This window comes from Govania unica (assembly GCF_027920805.1).
GTDB classification, from domain to species: domain Bacteria; phylum Pseudomonadota; class Alphaproteobacteria; order Sphingomonadales; family Govanellaceae; genus Govanella; species Govanella unica.
The window spans coordinates 126,609-150,273 of sequence record NZ_JANWOI010000005.1; the positions used below are offsets into that span (position 1 = coordinate 126,609).

The following is a 23,665-nucleotide window of genomic DNA, read 5'->3' on the forward strand; positions in this document are numbered from 1 at the left end:
TCGGGAATTTCATGTCCGCATCCTCGCGTCTCAGTTACAACGAAAGTCAGGCCCTGTGTCTCGTATGGTTGCTTTTAGCATTGATCGCACAGCTGGATCTTCGGTCGGTTCTTTCGGGGACGGTACCGAGTCCGCGCGGCGCATTTCCCCTTATATCCGTCATGTCGCCCTAGGCTTCATGCTTGGCGGCAGCCTGTTGCTAAGTGCTTGCAGCAGCGACTCCAAAGACGTTTACAAGGAACGTGACGTCGACACGCTCTACAACATCGCCGGGACCTATCTCGACGAGGGGCAGTATCGGTATGCCGCGGGTGCCTTTGACGAAGTTGAGCGTCAGCATCCCTATTCGGCATGGGCGCGCCGCGGGCAGTTGATGGCGGCCTATTCCTATTATATGGCCAATAAATACGAAGACGCGATTCTGGCGGCTGAGCGGTTTATTTCGCTGCATCCTGGCAACAAGGATGCGCCTTACGCCTATTATCTTGTGGCCATCTGTTATTATGAGCAGATTTCCGACGTCGGCCGCGACCAGAAGATGACCGAACAGGCAATGACTGCCCTGCAGGAAATCGTCCGCCGCTTCCCCAATACCGAATTTGCCCAGGACGCGCGGCAAAAGATTGACCTGACCCGGGATCATCTTGCGGGCAAGGAAATGTCGATTGGCCGTTATTATTTGAAATCAAAGGAATATCTGGCGGCGTCCAATCGCTTCCGCAGCGTCGTTGACAAATATCAGACGACCACCCAGGTGCCTGAGGCGCTGCATCGGCTGACCGAATCCTATCTCGCCCTCGGTCTGATCGAAGAAGCTCAGCGCTCTGCTGCTGTGCTTGGGGAAAACTACCCCGATAGCAAATGGTACAAGCGCAGCTATACGCTTCTCGGCAAGGAACATGCCATACCGGCACGGCATAAACCTGCTGAGGCGCAGCCTGCCGCACCGGCGGCAGCGCCTTCAGGCAACCTCTGATCGGGACGCCGACGGGGCACCTTGGCCCTTGAGAGCGGAATAGGCTGCTGATGCTGAAGACCCTGTCCATTCGGGATATCGTCGTCATTGAGCGGCTCGACCTGAGCTTTGAAGACGGTCTTTGCGTCCTGACCGGGGAAACCGGGGCGGGGAAATCCATTCTGCTTGATTCGCTTGGTCTCGCGCTTGGCGCGCGGGCTGAGCGTGGTCTTGTGCGTCCGGGTGCGGAGCGCGGGCAGGTGACGGCGCTGTTCGAACTTGCCGCGACCCATGCGGTCTGGGGCCTGCTACGCGATCAGGGGCTTGATGAGGGGGCCGGAGACGGCATTCTCATCCTCCGCCGCATGATCGAGGCTGACGGCCGCACTCGCGCCTTTCTCAATGACGCCCCCATCGGGGTCGGCCTGATGCGGGAAATCGGCGATCAACTGGTTGAAATTCATGGCCAACATGACGATCGCGGTCTTTTGAACGCGGGTGGTCATCGGCGTTTGCTCGATGCCTTTATCGGAGCGGACGATGCGCTCGCCGCTCTGCGCCGTGCCCATGGCGACTGGGACGCGGCGCGGGGCCTGGTCAGTGCCGAACAGCAGCTGTTGCAAGCCATCCGCGCTGATGAAGATTATCTCCGGCACAGTCTGGCTGAACTCGACAAGCTCGACCCGGTGATCGGTGAGGAGGAGGTGCTTTCAGCCCGCCGCACTCTGATGATGCAGGGGGAAAAACTGCGCGGCGGGCTTGGCGAGGTGTTGAACGACCTGGTCAGCGACGGCGGGGCGGATGGGCTGCTGCGCGGCGCCATGCGGCGGCTTGAGCGTATGCCCGGCACCGGCGGAGAGGCGCTCGACGGGGTGCTGACAGCCTTGGAGCGGGCCTCCATCGAGGCGGGCGAGGCCATTGCCCAGCTTGAGGAGATGTTGGCCCGGTTCGCCTTTGATCCGCGGGAGCAGGACGCCACCGAAGAACGCCTGTTTGCGCTCCGGGGGGCCGCGCGCAAACATCATTGCGCGGTCGATGACCTTCAGGATCTGCGTGATCAATATGCCGCCCGGCTGAGCGCCCTCGATCACAGTGAAAACCGTCTGCGCGATCTGGTGGCGGCTGAGGCGAAGTCCCGGCAAAATTTTGAAAAAGCCGCGCTCGCCTTACGCCAGAAACGGGAAAAGACCGCGCTCTCACTCGACCGCGTGGTCAATGCCGAACTCGCGCCGCTCAAGCTCGACAAAGCCAAATTCCGCACCCGGATCGAACTTTTGCCCGAAGAGCACTGGACCGCCGACGGCGGCGAGCGCATCGAGTTCGAGGTCGCGACCAATCCGGGGGCACCTTTTGGTCCCTTGATGAAAATCGCCTCGGGCGGGGAACAATCGCGCTTCATCCTCGCGCTCAAGGTCGTGCTCGCCGCGCGCGGGTCGGCCCCGACCCTGATCTTCGATGAAGTGGATCGCGGGGTCGGCGGTGCCGTGGCCGATGCGGTCGGCGAGCGCCTGGCACAACTGGCCGGATCGCTACAGGTTCTCGTGGTCACACATTCGCCGCAGGTGGCGGCGGCGGGCAGCCATCACTGGCATATCAGCAAGCGCACCCGCAAAGCCGGTCGTGGTGAGGAAATGATCACTGAAGTGCAGGCTCTCGACCCCTCCGCCCGGCAGGAGGAAATCGCCCGCATGCTGGCCGGGGCGCGCATCACCGACGAAGCGCGGGCGGCGGCGGCGCAGCTGATGCAACGCTGATACCATCGCAAGCACTTTGCAAGGCTGCCTGATGGCTTATAATTGTTGTCCCTTAAACGCGGGACAGACAGATCTATCTAAATCACGAGAGGCAGTGACCCAATGGACAAGCGACAGACAACGCCTCTCGCGGTGGATGCCCTCACGCCGATGGAGGCGGTGGCGGAACTTGCTGATCTCGCACAAGAAATTGCCCGTCACGACGCCGCCTATTACCAACAAGACGCGCCGGTCATCACTGACGCCGACTATGACGCGCTCCGCCTGCGCAATGCGGCGATCGAGGCGCGCTTCCCCGATCTCGTCCGCCCCGACAGCCCGAGCAAGAAAGTAGGGGCTGCTCCGGCCGCCGGGTTCGCCAAGGTCCGTCATGCGAAGCCCATGCTGTCGCTCGCCAATGCCTTCACCAGTGAGGATGTGGAGGATTTCGTCAGCCGGGTGCGGCGCTTTTTGAAGCTGCCTGATGACGCGGTTGTGGATCTGATGGCCGAGCCCAAGATTGACGGCCTGTCGGCCAGCCTGCGTTATGAGCAGGGACGGCTGATCGTCGGCGCCACACGCGGCGACGGCAGCGAGGGCGAGGACATCACGCAAAACCTCCTGACCATCGCCGACATCCCCCATGAGCTTCAGGGGCTAGGCTGGCCCGATATCCTCGAAGTGCGTGGTGAGGTCTATATGGCCAAACCCGATTTCGCCGATCTGAATGCGCGTCAGATTGCCGCCGGAAAACCGCCCTTCGCCAATCCACGCAACGCCGCCGCCGGATCGGTACGCCAGCTTGACCCATCGGTTACCGAAGCTCGCCCCTTGCGCTTTTTCGCCTATGCCTGGGGCGAGGTGAGCGCCCCCCTCGGCGCCCGTCATTCCGAGGTCATGGAGCATTTCCGCGACTGGGGCTTTGCCACCAATCCCTTGAGCTGCAAGATTTCAGATCTGCCCGCCTTGCTTGCGTTCTACGCGACGATCGAGGCTGATCGCGCCAATCTCATGTATGACATCGACGGCGTGGTCTATAAGGTCGATCGCCTCGACTGGCAGGACCGTCTCGGCATGAAAAGCCGCGATCCGCGCTGGGCCATTGCCCATAAATTTCCGGCGGAGCAAGCCGAGACCACCCTCGAAGCCATCGATATTCAGGTTGGACGCACTGGTGTGCTGACGCCGGTGGCCAAACTGCATCCGGTGACGGTGGGCGGCGTCGTGGTCTCGAACGCCACCCTGCATAACGAGGATGAAATCGCCCGCAAGGATATCCATATCGGCGATAGGGTGATCATCCAGCGCGCAGGCGACGTCATCCCGCAGGTGGTGGCGGTGGTGACGGCCAAGCGCCCGCCGGGCTCCGTCCCCTATGAGTTCCCGCACAGCTGCCCGGCCTGCGACAGTCAGGCGGTGCGGGAGGAGGGCGAAGTCGCCCGCCGCTGCACCGGCGGCCTCATCTGCCCGGCGCAACAGGTGGAACGCCTGCGTCATTTCGTCTCGCGCACGGCCTTTGATATCGAAGGTCTCGGGGCCAAAAGCGTCGAGGAATTCGTCACCGAGGGGATCATCAAAAGCCCCGCCGATATTTTCCGCCTGAAAGAGCATCAGGAGGCGCTTCTGATCCGTGACGGTTGGGGTGGGCAATCGGTTCAGAAACTCATGGCCGCCATTGACGACCGCCGCCATATCTCTTTGCCGCGCTTTCTATTTGCGCTCGGCATTCGTCATATCGGCGAAGTGACGGCGCGTGATCTGGCCAAGGTTTATGGCAGCTTTGCAGCTTTACGCGAAGGCATCGAGCGTGCCGTCGCGCGGTTAGCGGACCTTTTCCCGGCGCTCGGGGAGACGGAGGAGAAATTCAACCGTCGCAAGGACAAGGAGCTGGTGGCCCTGATCAATGTCGGTGGCGTCGGCCCGGAAGTGGCGCGCGCGCTGGTTGATTTCTTTGCCGAGGACCATAACCGCGCGCTCGTGGATGACCTGCTGTCCGAACTCACCGTCGAAGATTATGTCGCCGTGCAGCGGGCGGACAGTCCGGTGGCGGGCAAAACCATGGTGTTCACCGGGTCGCTTGAAAAAATGACCCGGGACGAGGCCAAGGCACGGGCCGAGGCGCTCGGAGCCAAGGTCGCAGGATCGGTTTCGGCCAAGACCGATATCCTGGTGGCGGGCCCCGGGGCGGGCTCTAAACTCAAGAAGGCGGCCGAACTCGGCATCGAAGTTATGGACGAGGACGCCTGGATCGCATTGCTGGCCAGCCTCAATACCTGACTTAGACGCTAGAGATATTCAGATATTCCCTAAACACAGCAGTAATATGCCCAGCCATGCGCCTGACGCATGGCTGGAATGCATATGTCCCCTCTACACTTATCATTGTGCGATGCAATATAAGGGTGGCAGAAACAAGATGCTTCAGGATGATGAGTTTATCGCACTGCAATATGAAGCAGATTTTGACTGATGTATTTTAAACAAGGGGACGATCATGCCAAACCGTACCGATTTTAACATTGCTGCTGATGCCGTCGTTCGCGCCGTGGGCGTTGCAACTTACCCGGTAACTGAATTCGTCAATTTCATCGCTGCCCGTGGATATAGCGAAGAAGTTTATGACGCCCGCTATGACATTCGTCCGCTGACGGAAAACATGGTGCGCGGAACCTTCTCGCTGATCGCCACGGCGGTTGACGCGGTGAAAAGCCCGGATTTCAATTTCCTCGATCTGGTCGAAGCCAAGGTGTCAAAGATTTCTGACGCCGTCCGCGCCCCCTTCGCCAATGACAACGTAACCGACGAAGACAACCAAGCCGCGTAATTGTCATTGCGAGGCAAAGCCGAAGCAATCCAGGGCCAGATTGATGTCTGGCCCAAGACCTGGATCGCCACGCCGCTAACGCGTCTCGCGATGACGGCTGAAGAACCGGGGAAGTTTGCACCCTGCGTGGCAACCAAGCCGCGAAAGCCATCTACATCGTCATTGCGAGGCAAAGCCGAAGCAATCCAGTCTCGCCGCCAGAAACAGCTGGCTCAAAGATCTGGATCGCCACACCGCTGACGCGGTTCGCGATGACGGCTGAGAGATTTCACTCTCGCGTTAAAATGAGCGCGGCCCAGCCGTCGATCACGATGGCGCGCTCAAGTTTCAGACCCTGCTCAACATAGGCGGCCACCACGGCCACCTGTTGATCTTCAAGCAGGCCCGACAGCACGAGATAGCTGCCGGATGCCATGGCCGCCGTGATGGCGGGGGCAAGATCGATCAGTGGCCGCATCAGAATATTGGCCACGATCAGATCAAACGGCGCGGCTGCCTGCAGGGCGGGGTCTTCCATGCCGTCGCAGACGAGAGCGGTGATTTTTCCGGCCTCGGGCCCGTTTTCCGCCAATTCCACACCGTTCAGCACCACATTTTCCCGCGTCACGGCAACCGCGATGGGGTCGATGTCGGTGGCGATGATCTCAGCCTGCCAAAGCCGCGCCGCGCCAAGCGCCAGAATCCCCGAGCCGCAGCCGAGATCCAGCACCTTGCCGGGTGTCAGTGTTGCCGCAAGGTCATTGAGCGCCAAAAGACAGCCCTGGGTGGTCGCATGATTGCCTGATCCAAAAGCCTGCCCGGCCTCGATCTCAAGGGAGAGGGAGCCTGCGGGTATCTTGTCGGCATCATGGCGGCCATGGACAAAAAACCGTCCGGCGGTAATCGGCGCAAGCAGGCGGAGCGATTCCGAGACCCAGTCCCGGTCCTCGACCTGGCCATATCCGAATTCGCCATAGTCCTCACCAAAGGCGGCAAAGGTCGTTTCAAGCGCCGTCACCACGGCGAGCGGCGCGGGGGCGGGCTGCGGGAAATAGGCTTCGAACGTCCGGGTTTCTTCACCCTCGACAATCTCGAAATTGGTGAAGGTGGGCGGAGTGTCGAGATCGGCAATGCCGAACAGCGCATCTTCCAGCGCCGGGATCAACCGCGTAGGGACTGCGAGCGTCAGTTTCCAGATATTGTCCAGGGTCATTCTCTAGGGTCCTCTGTCAGTCCGTTTAGTCATGTGCACGTGGCGTCTTCTTCAGGCCGTTCCGTCTGTTGAAGCCATCCCATTTTCTTCACTGTCATCCCCGCGTAGGCGGGGATCCATGGTTGCCGCCGGTCTGGATTCCCGCCTACGCGGGAATGACGGGGTGGAGGGAACCGGACATCAAGCTGGTTTGACGAATCCTGCCATGACCTTTTTCGCCGTGCCCTGCTCGAACTCGATTTCAAGCTTGGTGCCGTCAATGGCGATGACCTGTCCATAGCCGAATTTGTCGTGAAACACCCGGTCGCCGATGCGGAAGGCGGCGCCTTCGGCCGGGGCCAGCGGTTTGGCGTCGATCACCCGTCCGCCGCCAAAGCGCCCGGGCGACATGGCGCGGCGCGGCGGCTGGCTCCAGTTGGCGCTTGATGATGGGCGGCTTGAAAACTGGCCGGTGGTCTGGCCCCAGCTGCTGCCGCTGTCTTTTGCACCGCTGTCCCAGGGGGCGCTGTCGTTATCCTCCGCGCCACGGCCATAGCCGCGTGACATGGAGCCGCGATAGAGCCCGGGGTTGCTTTCGATCTCGATAAATTCGCCGGGCATCTCGTTGATGAAGCGTGACGGCAGGCTTGATTGCCATTGGCCATAGACCAGGCGGTTGGCGGCATGAAGAATGATCGCGCGTTTGCGGGCGCGGGTGATGCCCACATAAGCCAGACGGCGTTCTTCCTCAAGCGACGCAAGCCCGCCATCATCAAGCGCGCGCTGGTTCGGGAACAGTCCCTCCTCCCAGCCGGGCAGGAAGACGCTGTCGAACTCAAGCCCCTTGGCGCTGTGGAGGGTCATGACGCTGACCTTGTCGCCGTGATTGTTCTGCTCGTTGTCCATGACGAGGCTCACATGCTCCAGGAAGCCGCCGAGATTATCAAAGCCTTCCATAGCGCGCATGAGTTCGGCGAGGTTTTCAAGCCGCCCCGGCGCTTCCGCCGACTTATCCTGCTGCCACATGGCCACATAGCCGGATTCTTCGAGCACGGTTTCGGCCAGCTGCATATGGCCGACCGTATCGCGCAGGTCGCGCCAGCGCCGGATGTCGTTGGCAAAGGTCATGATGGAGCGCCGGGCGGCCCCGGTCAGATCCTCGGTCTCCCCAAGCATTTCTGCGGCGCGCAACAGCGGCACCCGGAGATCGCGGGACACGGCGTAAAGCTTTTGCAGCGCCACCTTGCCGATGCCGCGTTTCGGGGTGTTGATGACGCGTTCAAACGCGAGATCGTCATCCCCTTGCTGGATCAGCCGCAGATAGGCGAGCGCATCGCGGATTTCCAACCGTTCGTAAAACCGCGCCCCGCCGACGATGCGGTAAGGAAGGCCGACGGTGAGAAAGCGCTCTTCGAATTCGCGGGTCTGGAATCCGGCGCGGACGAGAACGGCGGTTTGGGACAGCTTGTCGCCCCGGGCGCGCAGGCTTTCAATCTCGTCAGTGACGACGCGGGCTTCTTCCGGGCCATCCCAGACGCCGCGCACGCGGACTTTCTCCCCGGCGGGGGCCGTGGTCCAAAGGGTTTTGCCAAGCCGTCCCTTGTTGGCGGCAATGAGCCCCGATGCCGCCCCAAGGATTTCAGGTGTGGAACGATAATTCTGTTCAAGCCGGATGATCGCGGCCCCCGGGAAATCAGTTTCGAAGCGCAGGATATTGCCGACCTCAGCCCCGCGCCAGCCATAGATCGATTGGTCATCATCGCCGACACAGCAGATGTTCTTATGAGCCTGCGCCAGCAGCCGCAGCCACAGATACTGACTGACGTTGGTGTCCTGATATTCGTCGACCAGCACATAACGGAAGCGCCGCTGATAGTCGGCGAGAATGTCCGGGTGGTTCTGGAAAATGGTCAGGTTATGCAACAGAAGATCGCCGAAATCAGCGGCGTTCAGAGTGCGGAGCCGTTCTTGATAGCCGGCATAAAGCTCGGCGGCCCGGCCATCGGCAAAGGCCTGGGCATCGGCGGCACTGAGTTTCTGCGGGGTCAGGCCACGGTTTTTCCATTGATCGAGCAGGGAGGCGAACAGCTTCGGTGGCCAGCGCTTGTCATCCAGCCGCGCGAGTTCCAGCACCTGCTTGATGACCCGGATCTGGTCGTCGGTGTCGAGAATGGTGAAATTCGACTTGAGCCCCACAAGTTCTGCATGCCGCCGCAGAATCTTGGCCGCCACCGCATGAAAGGTGCCAAGCCAGGGCATGCCCTCGGCGCTTCCACCGATCGCATGACCGACACGCTCCTGCATTTCGCGGGCGGCCTTGTTGGTGAAGGTCACCGCCAGAATCTGGCTCGGATAGGCGCGGCCGAGATTAAGGAGATGGGCAAGCCGGGTGGTCAGCACCCGCGTTTTGCCGGTTCCCGCCCCGGCCAGCACCAGAACCGGGCCGTCGAGGCTTTCGACCGCTGTCCGCTGTTCGGGGTTCAAATTCGCAAGATAGGGCGCGGGCCGCGTCGGGGCGCTGCGGGACGGGGCGCTTTCAGGCAGCGCGTCGAGGTCAAATGGATCGGTCATGGCGGTGTTATAGCGGACCGGCCGGGCCCGCGACAAGGGTCAGGACGCGGCCAATGTCGGCTTCTTGCGCCGCATGCCGATCTTGTGGCCGACTTCCTTCGGCCGGGCGATGCGGTAATGGGCATCGAGAATTTCGCTCAGATTCTCCATAACCTCCGGCGGCATCGACAGACTCTTGCGGCTTTTGAGGTTCACATGGACAGCGATCTGTTCCGATGTGGCGGCCAGATACTGCTCGGTCCCGTGGTAAAGTTCGAGGAACACATGAATGCGCTTGCGGTCACGGTCGATCAGCTGCACACGCAGGGTGAGCGGGGCCCCCGCATTCAGTTCGCGCTGATAGGTGAAATGGCTTTCAACGACGAACATGGCGCAGCCATGGCTGGCTGAATAGTCGCGCCCGACCCCGGCCACGTCGAAAAAGGCTTCGAAGGCCTGATCGAACAGGGTGGCGTAATAGGCCACGTTCATATGCCCGTTATGGTCAACCCATGCGGGTAACACAGAGGCATTCAAAACCGTCATGGGGACTGAGTCTGTCATGGTACCGTCGATCCAACTGCGCTCTGATGATGGTTTTTTAGTTTTTTTGCTATATCAGGTTTTCAATCGAGAAGCTTTCTACCCGAGCTTCCTGCTGTCGTCACCATTTTGCCTCAAAGGCTGCGTAGGTTTCGCGGGCTTATGGCATCCTTTGTAGCCTCTTGAACTTTATAGGCTAGCATGGGGGCAAAACAAGCGTTCAACATAAGATCAGGATGGGGTTGAGGGGGAAAGCGTTCCATGCCGGGCAGAGCGGGGAACAGATCGCTATGACGGGCAAGCCTTCAGAACGCCGCAAATTCTGGATCGCGGCGGCGGGCGGGCTGGGCACGTTGGTGCTCTTGGCCCTTGTGGTGCCGCGCCTTATCGACTGGAACAGCTATAAGCCCGAGATCGAGACCCTGGCCTCGAAGGTGACCGATCGGTCGGTCCATGTGGACGGCCCGGTGGAGGTCGAACTGCTGCCGCTCCCGGTGGTGATCCTCAATAAACTGCGCATGGGCAACCTCCCCGGCGGCACCGCCGAGGAGATGGCGAGCGTCGAGCGCGTCGACGTGCGCATCGCCATTCTGCCGTTGTTCTTCGGCGAATTGTTTGTCAGCAAGGTCATTTTCGACAAGCCGGTGCTTCAGCTCGAAGTCTTGCCAAATGGCGAGGAAAACTGGCGGCTCGGCAAGAAAAAACAATATCTTCAGAAGGTTAGTGAACGAACGCCGGATCTTAAGCTCGATCGGTTCGCGGTCCGGGATGGCATTGTTTCCTATCGCGACTCCGTCCGCCATTGGCAGGAGAATGTCTCCGGGGTCACCTTCGAGCTTGAGGCCAAAAGCTTTGACGGGCCCTTCAAGGCTGGGGGCAGTCTGCTCTATCGGGCGGTGCCGATCCATTTTGACTTCACCATGAGCCGCAAGGGTGTCGGCGGCAAGACGCCGTTCAAGGGCACGCTCGGCTTTGCCCGCGCCACATTAGACACGAGCGGCATCGTCACCCTTGGCGAGGATCTGGCCTATACCGGCAATGCCAGCATCAAAAGCAGCAATGTGGGCGAGACCATGACGGCGCTGCAGATGCTGGCCGGGGCCACCGACGTTTCCGGGCTTTCCCTGTCGGAGCCGATGACGGCGGAGTTCCGGCTGACCGCCAGCGCCACCCGCATCGAGACCCGGGGGCTGACCCTGACCCTGGGCGAATCGAAAGGCAGCGGCCAGCTTTTGTTCGATCTGGGTGAGCAGCCACGGGCGGATATCGCGCTTAATTTTTCGACCATCGCCTCGGACGTGTTCCTTCAGGCCATGCCGCCCCGGGACGCGAAGTCGCCGCCGATCACCCTTGCCGATATTTTCGACGCGCTTGATCCGGGGTCCATCGTCGGCGAAGTCACCTTGTCGGCGGACGAGATCCGTCAGGGCAAACAGGTGATCCGTCAGGCCGAAGTCAAGGTGTCGGCGGCCGAAGGCAAGGTCATCGTCAAGAAATTCCATGCCCTGCTGCCCGGCGGCTCGGACGTGGACGTGGCCGGGATTCTGACCACCGGCGAAGCGCCGCGCTTTGATGGCCGGATTGTCACCGCCTCGAACAATCTGCGCGTTCTTCTTGACTGGATGGATGTGGAGATCAAGGGCGTGCCGCCCGGACGGCTCACCGGCTTCGCCATTGCGAGCACGCTTGCGGTGGACCGGAGCGGCTATCGGTTCAGCGATGCGGTGTTTCGTCTCGATGATATGATGGCGCGGGGTGAGGTGGTTTATGAACCCGGTGACGCGCCGGTGATTGGCGTGACGGCTCATGCCGATCGCCTCAGCCTGGGCAATTATCTCGCGCCGGGCAGTGATTGCGTCGGCGGTGGCTCGGATGACAATCTGAATGCGCGGGTTTTTGATGGCGCCCTGGCGCCGACGGACGGATTTGATGTGGGCAGCCTGACGCTGACGCTCAAACTGACCGTCGATAAATTTTCCTGCCGGCCGATCACCGGCCATGCGGTGACCATCGATGCGAAGCTCACCGGTGGCCGGTTCGAGCTTGATCGTTTCAAGGCCCAGGATCTGCTCGGGCTCGCGGTCGATGGCAAGGGCCATATCGAAACCATTGCCAATCAGCCGCGGTTTGATTTTCATATGAGCGCCGAAGGGCAGTCGCTGGCCGGGCTTGGCACGGCGTTTCCCCAATTGCTGCCGATCAAGGCCGATAAGGCCGCTGGCAAGGTGTCGCTCAAAGGCAAGGTCGAAGGCACCCTTGATGAACTTCGTCTCAGCCTGGGCGGGCAGGCCGGGGCGGCGACGGTGACGGCCAAGGCCGAGCTCGGATTCACCAAACAAAAGCATCGGGGTGGCCGTGGTCTGGTTGGCATGGCGGTTGAGGTCGCCGCCAAGGGGCCGAGCTTCGCCGCCTTCACCGATCAGTGGGATTTTGGTTTTGGCACTCCGGCGGCGGCGGATGATCATGCCTATGCGTTGACGGCGGGCTATCGCGGCACTTCGCAAAAGGCCGATGTGGATATCAAGGCGGCGCTGGCCGGGGCCACGGTCACCCTGACCGGATCAACGCGGGAGCTGCGTGATACGCGGACCTATGAATTCGCGCTTTTGGTCAAAGGCGATGACGCACGCGCCTTCGTGCGCGGGCTCGGGTTTGATTTCGCGCGGGACGCGCGGGCTTTCGGGCCGATCGAGATGGCCGGGACCATTGTGAGCGATCCGCATACGATCGCGGTGCAAGCGCTGACCGGCGATTTTGGCCCCTTGCAACTGACCGGCGGACTGGTGATCGGGCGCGGCGGGCCGCGCCCCCGCATCACTGGTGATCTCAAGGCCGGGGCGGTCGATCTTGATCAACTGCTCGGCAGCGCGCCCAAACTTCCGGGAGAGCTCTGGTCGCGGGAGCCCTATCACCTCGATCTGTTCAAAAGCTTTGACGGCGATCTGCGCATCAGTGCCGAAAGCCTTGCGACCCAGGGCTTTCTGTTCGATCAGCCGCGCCTGACGCTGATGGTCGACAAGGGACGGATGGAAATTCGCCAACTGACCGGCGGCCTGTTCGGCGGCACGGTTGCGCTCAATTACCTGATCGCGCCGCAGGGGGGCAGCACTCTGCCCGGCATCGGGCTTGGCTTCGCGCTCAAGAATGCGTCTTTGCAGCAGCTGCTGGAGGCGACGTCGAATGTGAGCGGGCTGAGTGGCACCGTCACCCTGCAAGGCACGCTCGCCGGGCTTGGGGCCAATCCTTATGACCTTATGCGCGGGCTGCATGGGCAGATGAATTTTGCCATCGGTCCGGGCATCGTCTCCGGCCTTGATCTGCCGGGTCTCAACAGCAAACTCACGACATTGCGGGAGAGCGCCGGTTATGGCGACCTGTTCGCCACAGCGCTGTCGAGCGGGGAGACCGAGCATCGTGGCATGACCGGCCAATTGGTGATGCGCAAGGGCGTTATCGGGCTCACTGAGACCACCATCCCGCTTGACGGCGGGCAGGCTGTGCTTGCTCTCAATGTGGATCTTCCGGCAAAGACTGTGTGGTCAAGCGGCCGTCTGCAACTGACCGACCATATGCCGCTTACGCCCATCGGCATGATTATTTCCGGGCCGCTCAGCAATCCGCAGATCCGCTATCTGAGCCGCGACATGCAGGCGCAGCGGGCCCGCCAGATCGGCCGCCCGCTCAATCCGGTCAAGCCGGTCGTGCCGCCGCCGGGCGGCTGAGATTTAAAATTGTACCGGGCCGAGCAGCGCGCGCTGTTCAAGCACAAAGACGCGGATGGCGCTTGAAAGATTGGAGCTGCGGGCTTCGTCGATATCGGCGATCAGCCGGTTGATCGACACGCCGCGGGTGCGGGCGATGGTCTGAAGCGCGTCCCAGAAGGCGGCCTCAAGGGAAATAGAGGTGCGATGCCCGGCCACGGTCACCGAATGTTTTTTCATGTCGGTTGGACGTATGGCCGGGCGCTCGCTCATAGCATTATGCCTTGGTCGGGGCTTTGTCCGGGCCCAACATGGTTTCGGGGCGGACCACGGCGTGGAAGCGTTCTTCGCTCACAAGCCCGAGATCCAGCGCCGATTCAAGCAGCGTCAGGCCCTTTTTATGGGCATGTTTGGCCACCTTGGCGGCATTGTCATAGCCGATTTCCGGGGCCAGCGCCGTCACCAGCATCAGCGAGCGGTTCATCAGATCGGCAATGCGCTGTTCGTCCGGGGTCGTGCCGGCAAGGCAGCGGTCGGTGAAGCTTTTCGCCCCGTCCGCCAGCAGTTTCAGCGACTGCAGCACGTTATAGACGATGACCGGCTTATAGACATTGAGCTCAAGATGCCCCTGGCTTCCGGCAAAGGTGACCGTGGTGTTGTTGCCCATGACCTGCGCCGCAAGCATGGTTAGCGCTTCCGCCTGGGTCGGGTTGACCTTGCCCGGCATGATCGACGAGCCGGGTTCGTTTTCCGGCAGCACCAGTTCGCCGATGCCGCAGCGTGGGCCCGAACCCATGAGACGGATGTCATTGGCGATCTTGGTGAAGGCGACGGCGATCACATTCAACACGCCCGAGACTTCAACCATGGTGTCATGGGCGGCCAGCGCTTCGAACTTGTTGCGGGCGGTGACGAAGGGCAGTCCGGTGATCTTGGCGATTTCCTCGGCCACGGTGGTGTCGAAATGCTCAAGCGTGTTGAGCCCGGTGCCGACAGCCGTGCCGCCCTGCGCCAGTTCGTAAAGACGCGGCAGCGTGGCTTTCACGCGCTCGATGGAGGCCGCGATCTGATGGGCGTAGCCAGAGAATTCCTGCCCGAGTGTCAAGGGCGTCGCATCCTGCATATGGGTGCGGCCGATCTTGATGATATGGTTCCATTCCGTGGATTTCCGCAGCAGCGCAGCATGGAAATATTCAAGCGCGGGCAACAGCGTCCGGTTCACTTCGACGCCGACGGCCACATGCATGGCGGTGGGGAAGGTATCGTTTGAGGACTGCGAGCGGTTCACGTCGTCGTTCGGATGCACCGGCTTTTTCGTGCCCATGACGCCGCCCATCATTTCAATGGCGCGGTTCGAGATGACTTCGTTAGCGTTCATGTTCGACTGGGTGCCCGAACCGGTCTGCCAGACCACCAGCGGGAAATTGTCGTCGAACTTGCCGTCGATCACTTCCTGAGCGGCAGCGGCCACGACGTCGCAGATGTCTTTATCAAGATTGCCAAGACGGTGGTTGGCAAGTGCCGCCGCCTTTTTGATGACGCCCAAAGCGCGCACGACCGGAATCGGCATAGTTTCGCCGCCGATCGGAAAGTTTTCGATCGACCGCTGGGTCTGAGCACCCCAGTAACGGTTGGCGGGAACGTCGATGGGGCCGAAGGTGTCGGTTTCGACACGGATGCCGGTATTGCCGGTGGTGGTCATGCCTCGATCTCCTCTGTGGGCAGAGCGCTGCCAGACGAAATTTGCGAGTAACCCCGCAACAGTCTGACAGGCCTATCGAGGCGAGGTCTTACTTTTTTTTGCGGAAGGCGTCCAGTGCAACGACGTTTGCTTCGCCAGATGCGGGGCCCGCATCATTGGGGGCGGTGGTATCGGCGCTGATTTTATGCACGCCATCCGACTCGAGGCCGAGTGCGTCCGCCTCGTCATCCGCCTTGTCTTCCGGGCGTTGACGCTGGAACTGCAGGCCGAATTCGACCGAAGGATCGAGGAAACCGGTCACAGCGGCAAACGGGATATGCAGGATCGCCGGTTTGCGGTTGAAGCTCAGGCCGACCTGAAAGAACTCTTCCTCGACCTTGAGATCCCAGAACTGATTCTGCAGGACGATGGTCATTTCGTCCTTATAACGTTCCTTGAGGAAAGCCGGGATATCGACGCCCGGATGGTCGGTGCGAAAGGCGATGTAAAAATGATGGGCGCCCGAAAGGCCAAACTTCGCCGTATCTTGCATGACTTTGCGCACGACACCGAGTAGCGCGTTTTGCACCATCTCGTCATAGGGTATGCGCTGTTCCGTCATCGATCTTCCAAACCTCTCCCAATCATGGGATTCTTTATAAGAATAGTAGCTTAGTGCCATTAATATTTAAAACCTGTGACAATTTATATACTGTTCCGTCAGCTATCGCGAGTCACAAAATGCCGCAAAATGCGCAGCTCAGGAGGTCGCCCTAAAATGATGAAAGCCATACTCTGCCAGTCGTTTAGCGAACCCGAAGCCCTGGTTTATGCCGAGGTGCCGTCGCCGGTCCTTGGCGTGGGTCAGGTGCGCATCGGCGTTCATGCGTCAGGCGTCAATTTCCCGGACACCCTGATTATCCGCGGTAAATACCAGTTCAAACCGCCGTTTCCGTTCTCACCCGGCGGAGAAGCCGCGGGCGTTGTGCTTGAGGTCGGGGCAGGTGTAACAGCTGTGAACGTCGGTGACCGTGTGGCCGCCACGGCGATTTCGGGCGGTTATGCCGAGGAAATGCTGGTGTCGCAGGCGGAAGTCACAAAGCTTCCCGGTAACATGAGTTTTGTGCAGGCGGCAGGGCTCCTTGTCACCTATGGCACGAGCTATCACGCGCTGGTGGACCGCGCCAATATTCAGCCGGGTGAAACGCTTCTGGTGTTAGGTGCGGCAGGCGGCGTCGGTCTGGCCGCCGTGCAGATCGGCAAAGCGCTTGGGGCGCGGGTGATCGCGGTGGCCTCCACCGACGACAAACTCGCCCTCGCGCGCGAGAACGGCGCTGATGAAGCCATCAATTACAGCACCGAGGATTTGAAGGAACGTGTGCGTGCGCTCACCAATGGTCAGGGCGCGGACGTGATTTATGACGCCGTAGGCGGCAAGGCCACGGACGCCGTCATGAGCGCCATCAACTGGAAAGGCCGTCTGCTGGTGGTCGGCTTCGCGAGCGGCGACATACCGTCGGTCGCCCTCAACCGCGTGCTGCTCAAGGGCTGCGATATTCTCGGCGTATTCTGGGGCGCCCATGTTGCCCGCGAGCCTGAGAAAAGCGCGGCCAACACTGCAGCTCTCATGCGCTTGTTCGAGGACGGCAAGATCACGCCGATCGTCTCCTCAACCTACCCACTGCGCGATGCAGCCAAAGCCATGCGAGACATCGAAAACCGCAAGGCCAAGGGGAAGATCGTCCTGGTCACCGATCGCGAGCAGGCCTGATAGGCTGGACACACCTACCCATATTGTCATACCCGGGCTTGACCCGGGTATCCATGCCTCCATCGGTGTTACTGTGGCCAGATGGATTGCCGGGTCAAGCCCGGCAATGACAGTTTTTAGATTGTTGGTGCAGGTTTTTTTGATTGTCGTTACAGACTTTTCCCTCATACCCATATTGTCATACCCGGGCTTGACCCGGGTATCCATGCCTCCACCGGCATTACGGTAGCCAGATGGATTGCCGGGTCAAGCCCGGCAATGACAGGTTTTTTTGGATTGTCGGTGCAGGCTTTTTGATTGCCGCTACAGACTTTTCCCTCACACTCACATTGTCATACCCGGGCTTGACCCGGGTATCCATGTCTCCACTGGCATTACGGTGGCCTGATGGATTGCCCGGCAATGACATGCGTTTTGTGGGCAGCTTACTTGCCCATTTTCTGGTCCAGGAAATCAAACATCGTTTCGTACAGATGTTCCTGCACCACCGGCTCGCGGGGGGAGTGGGTCATTCCGGGGTAGGTCATGAGGGCGAAGGGGTGGCTGCTTTGTTGCAGTGCCGCCATCAGCTTGGTTGAATTTGTAAACAGCACATTGTCATCGGCCATGCCGTGAATAAGCAGCAAGGGCGCTTTCATGTGGTCGAGCTCGGGGTAGACCGAGCTTTTGTCGTAAGCCGCAGCGTTATCCTGCGGCTGGCCCATGAAGCGTTCGGTGTAATGGCTGTCATAGAGCCGCCAATCGGTGACCGGCGCGCCGGAGATGGCGGCGCGCAAGCCGTCGCCGGCTGCTTCGGCGATTTTAAGGGACATATAGCCGCCATAGCTCCAGCCAAACACGGCGACGCGGGTGGGGTCGATGTCAGGGCGGGCCTTGAGCCAGGCGATGCCAGCCAACTGGTCCTGGACCTCGACACTGCCGAGATTGTGATAGATCGGAGTTTCAAAGGCTTTGCCGCGCCGTGCACTGCCGCGATTATCGAGCATGAACACCGCATAACCCCGCGCGAGTGCCACTTGCTGCCATAACGGCCCCCAGGAATTGGTGACCAGTTGAAATCCCGGGCCACCATAAACATGCACAAGCACCGGCACGCGCTGCCCGGGCTTCAGGCCGCGCGGCATCAGCAGGCGGTAATACAGCTCGGTGCCGTCGGCAGCGCGGATGCTGCCGAACTGCGGCGGCACATGGCTGGCGTTATAGGCGCTATAGGGATGCGACGGGGTGATGCGGCCATCGGACAGAATGCTCGGGGAGCCGCCATCGGTCGGCCGCAAGGTGACGAGATAGGGCACCGCCGGGCTGGTGTAGCGGTCGATCACCTGCTTGCCGTCCGATGAAAAGGCCAGACTGTGCATTCCGGCATCAAGCGTCAGTCGCTGCGGCTTATCATCGGTTTTGGCATCGAGATCGACCGAATACAGATGACGTTCGCGCGGGTCCTGCTCATAGCCTTCCACATAAAGTTTACCGGCGATTTCATCGACGCTGACCATATGGTCCACGAACAGCGACATGGGGGTCAGTGCGCCTTCGAGCTTGCCGTCCTTGCCATAGCGGTAAATGCGATGCGGGCCGTCACGGTCGGAGCCCCAAAGTAGCGCCGGGGTCGTGGTCAGTTCGATCAGGTCATTGTGGAGATCGACCCAGGTATCTGACGTTTCATGAATAAGAGTGCCGTGGCTCTGCGCGTTTTTGTCATAGAGCAGCACATCGACCGTTTTCTGATCGCGGTTTTGCCGGGTGACCAGAAGCCCGCTGCTGTCAGAAAGCCATTTAATGCGCGCGAGGTAAAAATCCGCAGCAGCGCCAATATCGGATGTGAGATCAAGCCATTGCTGTTTGCCGGATTTCACATCGATCAGCGCAAGGCGCAGCCGCACATTGGGTTTGCCTGCTTGCGGATAGGGTTCGTGATTGATGCGCCAGTCATCAGCAAGAATTTCATAGCGGGACTGCAGCGGCACGGGGCGGCTGTCCACTTCGATGACGGCGATCATGCGCCCGTCCGGCGACCACCAGAATCCGGTCTCGCGGCCGATTTCTTCGGCGGCGACGAACTCAGCGACGCCATAGCGCAGCAGCGGGTCCTTGGATTTGGTCAGCCGTTTGGTTTTGCGGTCGGTGAGATCGAGCACAAAAAGATCGTTGCCGGATACATAGGCGAGCTTGCCTCCCTTGAGTGACAAGGCCGCGTTGCTCATGTCGCCGCCACTCTCAGCCGCGCTCACGGGTTCGAGGGCATTGCTGGTCAGGCGGTACAGCTGAACCTGACCGTTCCAGGGAAACATCACGGCGTCGCTTGCGGGGGACCAGTCGAAACTGACAATGCCGCTGGCCATGACGCGGGTCCGTTCGCGGCGGGCGCGTTCATCGTCGGTCAGCGCCCCGGCCGGGGCGGCGGTGAGGCTTGCCGCCGCGACTACCAGTTTCTGTTCCTTGCTGGCGACGTCATAGAGCCAGAGATCATAGCGCCGTGGTTCGCTGTCGCTGCCCTTGAGATATGCGATCTTGCTGCTGTCCGGCGAAAATTTCATGGCTCCCGTTTGCGGGCCATCGAGGCCCGGTGCGGCAAAGAGGCGTTTGAAGCTCAGGCCATCTTCGGCGGCAAGAACGGGTTGCGCGGCGCTGAGGACAAGCCCGGACAGCAGGATGAGATGCAGGAATTTTCGGGTTGCGAGCATGAAGCAAAATCTTTCGGAACATCAAAGGGCAGTTTGGAAAGTTCGATTACGGGATTTCGTGCGGCGACGTCGGGCGTGTCGGCAAGGGATAAAGCATGGCCTTGATCGGTTTTCCCGTGCGCACTTCATAGATCACGAGACCGGCAATATCGGCTGGCACTTTGATCGTCAGATCAAAGCGGTGAATGCGATAGTCCTGCGAACACATGCCGCCTGCGATATTGATTTTGATGGTGGCCGCCAGGGCATTGGCGATGGGTGGAGCCCCTTCCGGGGTGATTTCGCGGATGTCCACGGGTTGATGGCATCCGTTGGGCAGAGCGACCCGCGCCGTCACCGCGAGCCGGGTCGGCGACCGCCATTCCAGCTGCACGCCTTCGCTGTTCGGGTCATCGGCAGCATGGGCCGAGGTGAGCAGAGCGGCGACGAGGGCCAGACTGGACAACAGGTTGCGCATGGGGCTTTCCTATCAGGGTTTCAGGATTTTCCCGGGGTTCATGATCATGTCGGGATCGAGCGCGGTTTTGATGGCGCGCATGACGCTGACGGCCTCCCCATGTTCGGCAATCAGGAAGTCCCGTTTGCCCTGGCCGATGCCATGTTCGCCGGTGCAGGTGCCCTCCATGGCCAGCGCCCGCATGACCATGCGGTCATTCAGGGCAAAGGCGCGTTTGGTTTCGTCCGGGTCCTTATGATCATAAAGCAGGATGGTGTGGAAATTGCCGTCGCCCACATGCCCGGCGATGGGGATGGGAAAGCCTTCGGCCTTGAAATCGGCCTCGGTCTCAAGAATGCAATCGGCGAGCCGGGAGATCGGCACGCAGACGTCGGTGGTGATCATGTCGGCGCCGGGCCGGATGTTCATGGCGGCATAGGCCACGTCATGCCGCGCCTGCCACAGTCGGGTGCGATCCTCGGTCTTTGTGGTCCAGGCGAAATCGCCGCCGCCGCAGTCCTGAGCGATGGCGCCGAAATTCTCCGCCTGCTCGGCCACGCCCGCCGGGCTGCCATGAAATTCCAGGAACAGGGTCGGGCGCTCGGCATAGCTCAGTTTCGAATAGCTGTTGATGGCGGCGATCATGGCGCTGTTCAACAGCTCGATCCGGGCGATGGGGATGCCGGATTGTATGGTGGTGATGACGGTGTTGACCGCACCTTCAAGGCTATCGAACCCGACCACTGCCGACGACATGGCCTCGGGAATACCATAAAGCCGCAGGGTGGCTTCGGTGATGATGCCAAGGGTGCCTTCCGAGCCCACAAACAACCGCGTGAGGTCATAGCCGGCGGCGGATTTGCGGGCGCGGCGGGCGGTGCGGATGATGCGGCCGTCGGCCAGCACCACGGTGAGGGCCAGTACATTTTCGCGCATGGTGCCATAGCGCACGGCATTGGTGCCCGAGGCGCGGGTGGCGCACATGCCGCCAAGGGAGGCATTGGCGCCGGGATCAATGGGGAAAAACAGGCCGCTGTCGCGGATATGGGCGTTCAGGTCCATGCGGGTGACGCCAGCCTCGACCGTGACGTCGAGATCCGCAGTATTGACTTTGAGAATGCGGTTCAGGCCGCCGAGATCGATACAGATGCCGCCTTCGATGGCATTGATATGGCCTTCAAGGGAGGTCCCGGTGCCGTAAGCGATGACCGGAACCCTGTGGGCGGCGCAGATCCTGACGATGGCGGCCACTTCCTCGGTCGTGCCGGGGAAGGCTACGGCATCGGGCAGCGCGGCCTCGTGATGCGACAGGTCTTTACCGTGATGACCGCGCACGGCGGCGCCGGTGGACAGGCGCTCCCCCAGTAGGGCGCGGAGGTCGGTGATGACGGTGGCAATGGCTTCGGCAGTCGCTGTCACAATGATGTTTCCGTTCAGAGCGGCGCTGATCATGGTATGGTTGCATGGTAAACCCCTGCCGGGCCAGTGCAATAGCGTCCGGGCTGACATCTTCGTGAAATGACTGGAGAGATCCTATGACGGAACGGTTTGGACGGCGACTGCTTGGGGCGGTGATGGCTCTTGCGGTTCTGAGCGGGAGCGCTGCCGGGGCGGCGGAAACGCAGCTTGGCAATGACGCGGACCGGATGGCTCAGGTCACCCGTGATCTGCAGTATAAAAGCGTGGTCGGCAATCAGATTTCGGTCCTGAGCGCCTCCGATGACGGCGCGGTCTGGGCGGTGACGAGCGCCGGGACCTTGATGCATTGCCTGTTTGATAAAACGCAGCAACGGGTGCGTTGCTATGACCGCGAAGGGCCATCCAAGACGCAATATTGAGAAACGGGGATGTTTTAGTGCGTATGCAGCGCCGCAGACGCCTCGGCGTCCGGTGCAACGCGCTGCCAGACTTTTTCATGGAAGAAAAAGACCACTGAATTGACCAGGGGTTCAATCAGGGCGACACCGCTCGCGATGGCGACGGATCCAGTCAGGGCATAAGTCACGCCGAAGCCCACCGCAATATGGAGGACGGCGAAACTGACGGTTTTGGCGAAATCGCGGCTCATCATGAAAATCCTTTCTGCAAATGATAATAATTATTAATTGCATATCTTTCAAGGAAAAATCCCACGCTCTGGCTGACGGCCTGTGGCGGGCTTCTCCGACCGGAAGGGCCTTACCGCATGTGATTGGTTGCCTGTCCTGGCCAAAGCGGTTAAATCCTTAGGATAAATTACGGATCACATGATGACCTTTTTCGACCATGCCAAGCGCACCCTGAGTCTGGCCCTGCCGATGATGCTGGCGCAGGGCTTGTCGCTTGCTGCTTATATTATCGATACCGTGATGGTCGGGCAGGCCGGGGGCGAGGAACTGGCGTTTCTCAGCACCGGGCGGGCGGTCGTTCTCGTGGTGATCATGGTTGGTATCGGGCTGTTGAACGGGGTGATCGTGCTGACGGCGCGGGCCGATGGCGCGGGGGATCCGATGCTCTGCGGACGGCTGTGGAAAAGCGGGTTGATCTATGCCGGGCTGCTTGGCGCCTGCGCTGTGCTGGCGATCAGTTTTGGCGGTGGCCCGGCTTTGGCGGCGGTCGGGCTTGCGCCGGATCTGGTGGTGGGCGGCGGCCGTTACCTCGCTTATATGGGCTTTGCCATTCCGGGGACTTATTTTTTCGTCTGCTCCAACTTCTTTTTGCAGGGCTTGAGCCGTCCCAAGCCCGGCATGGTTGCCATGCTGCTGGCGACGCCGCTTAATATCGGGCTCAATCTGATCATGATCTATGGCTATTGGGGGTTCCCGGCCATGGGGGCTGCGGGGGCGGCGCTGGCCACTGCTATCAGCCAATGGAGCGCGGCGCTCGGCCTGTTCCTGTATATTCGCGGCATGAAGGACCGCAGCCGTTTTGGCATCGGCAGCGGGACGCTCAGTTTGCGGGCGCTCTGGCACGATGGTGCGCGGGTGCGGTATTTCGGCTTTCCGCTTGGGGTCGCAAGCGGGCTCGAGTTCCTCGGCTCCACGGCCAATATCATGTTCGCCGGACTGATCGGAGCCGTCACGTTGTCGGGCCTCGAAGTCGTCTATAACATGCATCTTCTGGCCTTTATCGTGTGCTTTTCGATTGCTTCGGCAACATCAGTGCGGGTTGGCAATGCGGTGGGGGCGCAGCGGCTGGGTGACATTCCGCGCATCGTGCCGACCGGGGTGTCTCTGGCGTTTCTGAGCATGCTGCCGTTTGCGCTCGCCTATGCCTTGTTGCCGGGGCCATTCTTTTCGCTTTTTACCCCGGACCTGAAGATTCATGCCATGGCGCGGCTGATGCTGCCGTTTATTCTCGTGGCCTTGTTTTTTGATGCGATGCAGTTCGTCCTGCTGCATTCCCTGCGCGCGGCGGGGGATCAGTGGACGGCCTCTATTCTGCAGGTGACGGCGTTTTTGCTGGTCATGGTGCCGGCGGCCTGGATTCTGGCCTTCCCGGCCGGGTTCGGCGGGCCGGGCATCGCGGCGTCTTTTGCCATCGGTTCCTCCACGGCAGCCGTGCTTCTGGGCGGGCGCTTTGCCCTGCTTGCACGGCGGAATGCCTTCCGGCAGAGTACAGATATCAAGACCTGAGA

18 protein-coding genes are annotated in these 23,665 nt (G+C 60.7%); 8 read left to right on the top strand and 10 right to left on the bottom strand.

Features of this window, described 5'->3' with window-relative positions; genetic code table 11:
• Positions 1-178 precede the first annotated feature (178 nt).
• The 4 genes from NYP16_RS14070 (at position 179) to NYP16_RS14085 (ending at position 5,512) form a co-directional block, all read left to right on the top strand.
• The gene (locus NYP16_RS14070; RefSeq protein WP_346742538.1) at positions 179-976 is read left to right on the top strand and encodes an outer membrane protein assembly factor BamD; all 798 of its coding nucleotides are present in this window, start codon (positions 179-181) and stop codon (positions 974-976) included.
• Positions 977-1,026: 50 nt separating this feature from the next.
• On the top strand, positions 1,027-2,709 hold the full coding sequence (gene recN, locus NYP16_RS14075; protein ID WP_274944800.1) for a DNA repair protein RecN: 1,683 nt from the start codon (positions 1,027-1,029) through the stop codon (positions 2,707-2,709).
• A gap of 102 nt (positions 2,710-2,811) precedes the next feature.
• A complete protein-coding gene (gene ligA / locus NYP16_RS14080) occupies positions 2,812-4,965 on the top strand; it encodes an NAD-dependent DNA ligase LigA (protein ID WP_274944801.1) in 2,154 nt (717 codons plus the stop codon).
• A gap of 217 nt (positions 4,966-5,182) precedes the next feature.
• Positions 5,183-5,512, top strand: a complete 330-nt coding sequence (locus tag NYP16_RS14085; protein ID WP_274944802.1) for a hypothetical protein — start codon at positions 5,183-5,185, stop codon at positions 5,510-5,512.
• 268 nt (positions 5,513-5,780) lie between these two features.
• Here the strand turns inward: NYP16_RS14085 and NYP16_RS14090 are convergent, their stop codons facing one another.
• The 3 genes from NYP16_RS14090 to NYP16_RS14100 all read right to left on the bottom strand — a co-directional run bounded on the left by NYP16_RS14090 (position 5,781) and on the right by NYP16_RS14100 (position 9,797).
• On the bottom strand, positions 5,781-6,704 hold the full coding sequence (locus NYP16_RS14090; RefSeq protein WP_274944803.1) for a 50S ribosomal protein L11 methyltransferase: 924 nt from the start codon (positions 6,702-6,704) through the stop codon (positions 5,781-5,783).
• Positions 6,705-6,884: 180 nt separating this feature from the next.
• Positions 6,885-9,254, bottom strand: coding sequence for an ATP-dependent helicase (locus tag NYP16_RS14095; RefSeq protein WP_274944804.1), 2,370 nt, complete (start codon positions 9,252-9,254; stop codon positions 6,885-6,887).
• 39 nt (positions 9,255-9,293) lie between these two features.
• Entirely contained in the window at positions 9,294-9,797 is a 504-nt protein-coding gene (locus NYP16_RS14100; RefSeq protein ID WP_274944805.1) for a thioesterase family protein, read from the bottom strand.
• Positions 9,798-10,066: 269 nt separating this feature from the next.
• On the opposite strand from NYP16_RS14100, the gene NYP16_RS14105 reads away from it, so the two are divergent.
• Positions 10,067-13,498, top strand: coding sequence for an AsmA family protein (locus tag NYP16_RS14105; protein ID WP_274944806.1), 3,432 nt, complete (start codon positions 10,067-10,069; stop codon positions 13,496-13,498).
• A 3-nt stretch (positions 13,499-13,501) separates the two neighbouring features.
• Here the strand turns inward: NYP16_RS14105 and NYP16_RS14110 are convergent, their stop codons facing one another.
• From NYP16_RS14110 to NYP16_RS14120, 3 genes are all read right to left on the bottom strand, one after another.
• Positions 13,502-13,750: a ribbon-helix-helix domain-containing protein gene (locus tag NYP16_RS14110; RefSeq protein WP_274944807.1), complete on the bottom strand. Its 249-nt coding sequence runs from the start codon at positions 13,748-13,750 to the stop codon at positions 13,502-13,504.
• A gap of 4 nt (positions 13,751-13,754) precedes the next feature.
• Complete coding sequence (fumC, locus tag NYP16_RS14115) at positions 13,755-15,179, bottom strand: class II fumarate hydratase (protein ID WP_274944808.1); 1,425 nt, start codon at positions 15,177-15,179, stop codon at positions 13,755-13,757.
• 88 nt (positions 15,180-15,267) lie between these two features.
• Complete coding sequence (locus NYP16_RS14120) at positions 15,268-15,780, bottom strand: SspB family protein (RefSeq protein ID WP_274944809.1); 513 nt, start codon at positions 15,778-15,780, stop codon at positions 15,268-15,270.
• Between the two features lie 159 nt (positions 15,781-15,939).
• Between NYP16_RS14120 and NYP16_RS14125 the strand changes: the two genes are divergently transcribed.
• The gene (locus NYP16_RS14125; RefSeq protein ID WP_346742540.1) at positions 15,940-16,929 is read left to right on the top strand and encodes an NADPH:quinone oxidoreductase family protein; all 990 of its coding nucleotides are present in this window, start codon (positions 15,940-15,942) and stop codon (positions 16,927-16,929) included.
• Positions 16,930-17,354: 425 nt separating this feature from the next.
• On the opposite strand, the gene NYP16_RS14130 is transcribed toward NYP16_RS14125, so the two are convergent.
• From NYP16_RS14130 to NYP16_RS14140, 3 genes are read right to left on the bottom strand one after another with little or no spacing between them, the layout of a single operon-like run.
• Complete coding sequence (locus NYP16_RS14130) at positions 17,355-19,613, bottom strand: S9 family peptidase (protein ID WP_274944811.1); 2,259 nt, start codon at positions 19,611-19,613, stop codon at positions 17,355-17,357.
• 46 nt (positions 19,614-19,659) lie between these two features.
• On the bottom strand, positions 19,660-20,070 hold the full coding sequence (locus tag NYP16_RS14135) for a hypothetical protein (protein WP_274944812.1): 411 nt from the start codon (positions 20,068-20,070) through the stop codon (positions 19,660-19,662).
• A gap of 12 nt (positions 20,071-20,082) precedes the next feature.
• Positions 20,083-21,501: an FAD-binding oxidoreductase gene (locus tag NYP16_RS14140; protein ID WP_274944813.1), complete on the bottom strand. Its 1,419-nt coding sequence runs from the start codon at positions 21,499-21,501 to the stop codon at positions 20,083-20,085.
• Between the two features lie 83 nt (positions 21,502-21,584).
• Here NYP16_RS14140 and NYP16_RS14145 point away from each other — a divergent pair, with 83 nt between their 5' ends.
• Positions 21,585-21,887, top strand: coding sequence for a hypothetical protein (locus NYP16_RS14145; protein ID WP_274944814.1), 303 nt, complete (start codon positions 21,585-21,587; stop codon positions 21,885-21,887).
• A 14-nt stretch (positions 21,888-21,901) separates the two neighbouring features.
• On the opposite strand, the gene NYP16_RS14150 is transcribed toward NYP16_RS14145, so the two are convergent.
• Complete coding sequence (locus NYP16_RS14150; RefSeq protein WP_274944815.1) at positions 21,902-22,117, bottom strand: DUF2061 domain-containing protein; 216 nt, start codon at positions 22,115-22,117, stop codon at positions 21,902-21,904.
• A 181-nt stretch (positions 22,118-22,298) separates the two neighbouring features.
• Here NYP16_RS14150 and NYP16_RS14155 point away from each other — a divergent pair, with 181 nt between their 5' ends.
• Positions 22,299-23,663 carry an MATE family efflux transporter gene (locus tag NYP16_RS14155; protein WP_274944816.1) on the top strand — a complete coding sequence of 455 codons (1,365 nt, stop codon included), beginning with the start codon at positions 22,299-22,301 and terminating at the stop codon, positions 23,661-23,663.
• Positions 23,664-23,665 lie beyond the last annotated feature (2 nt).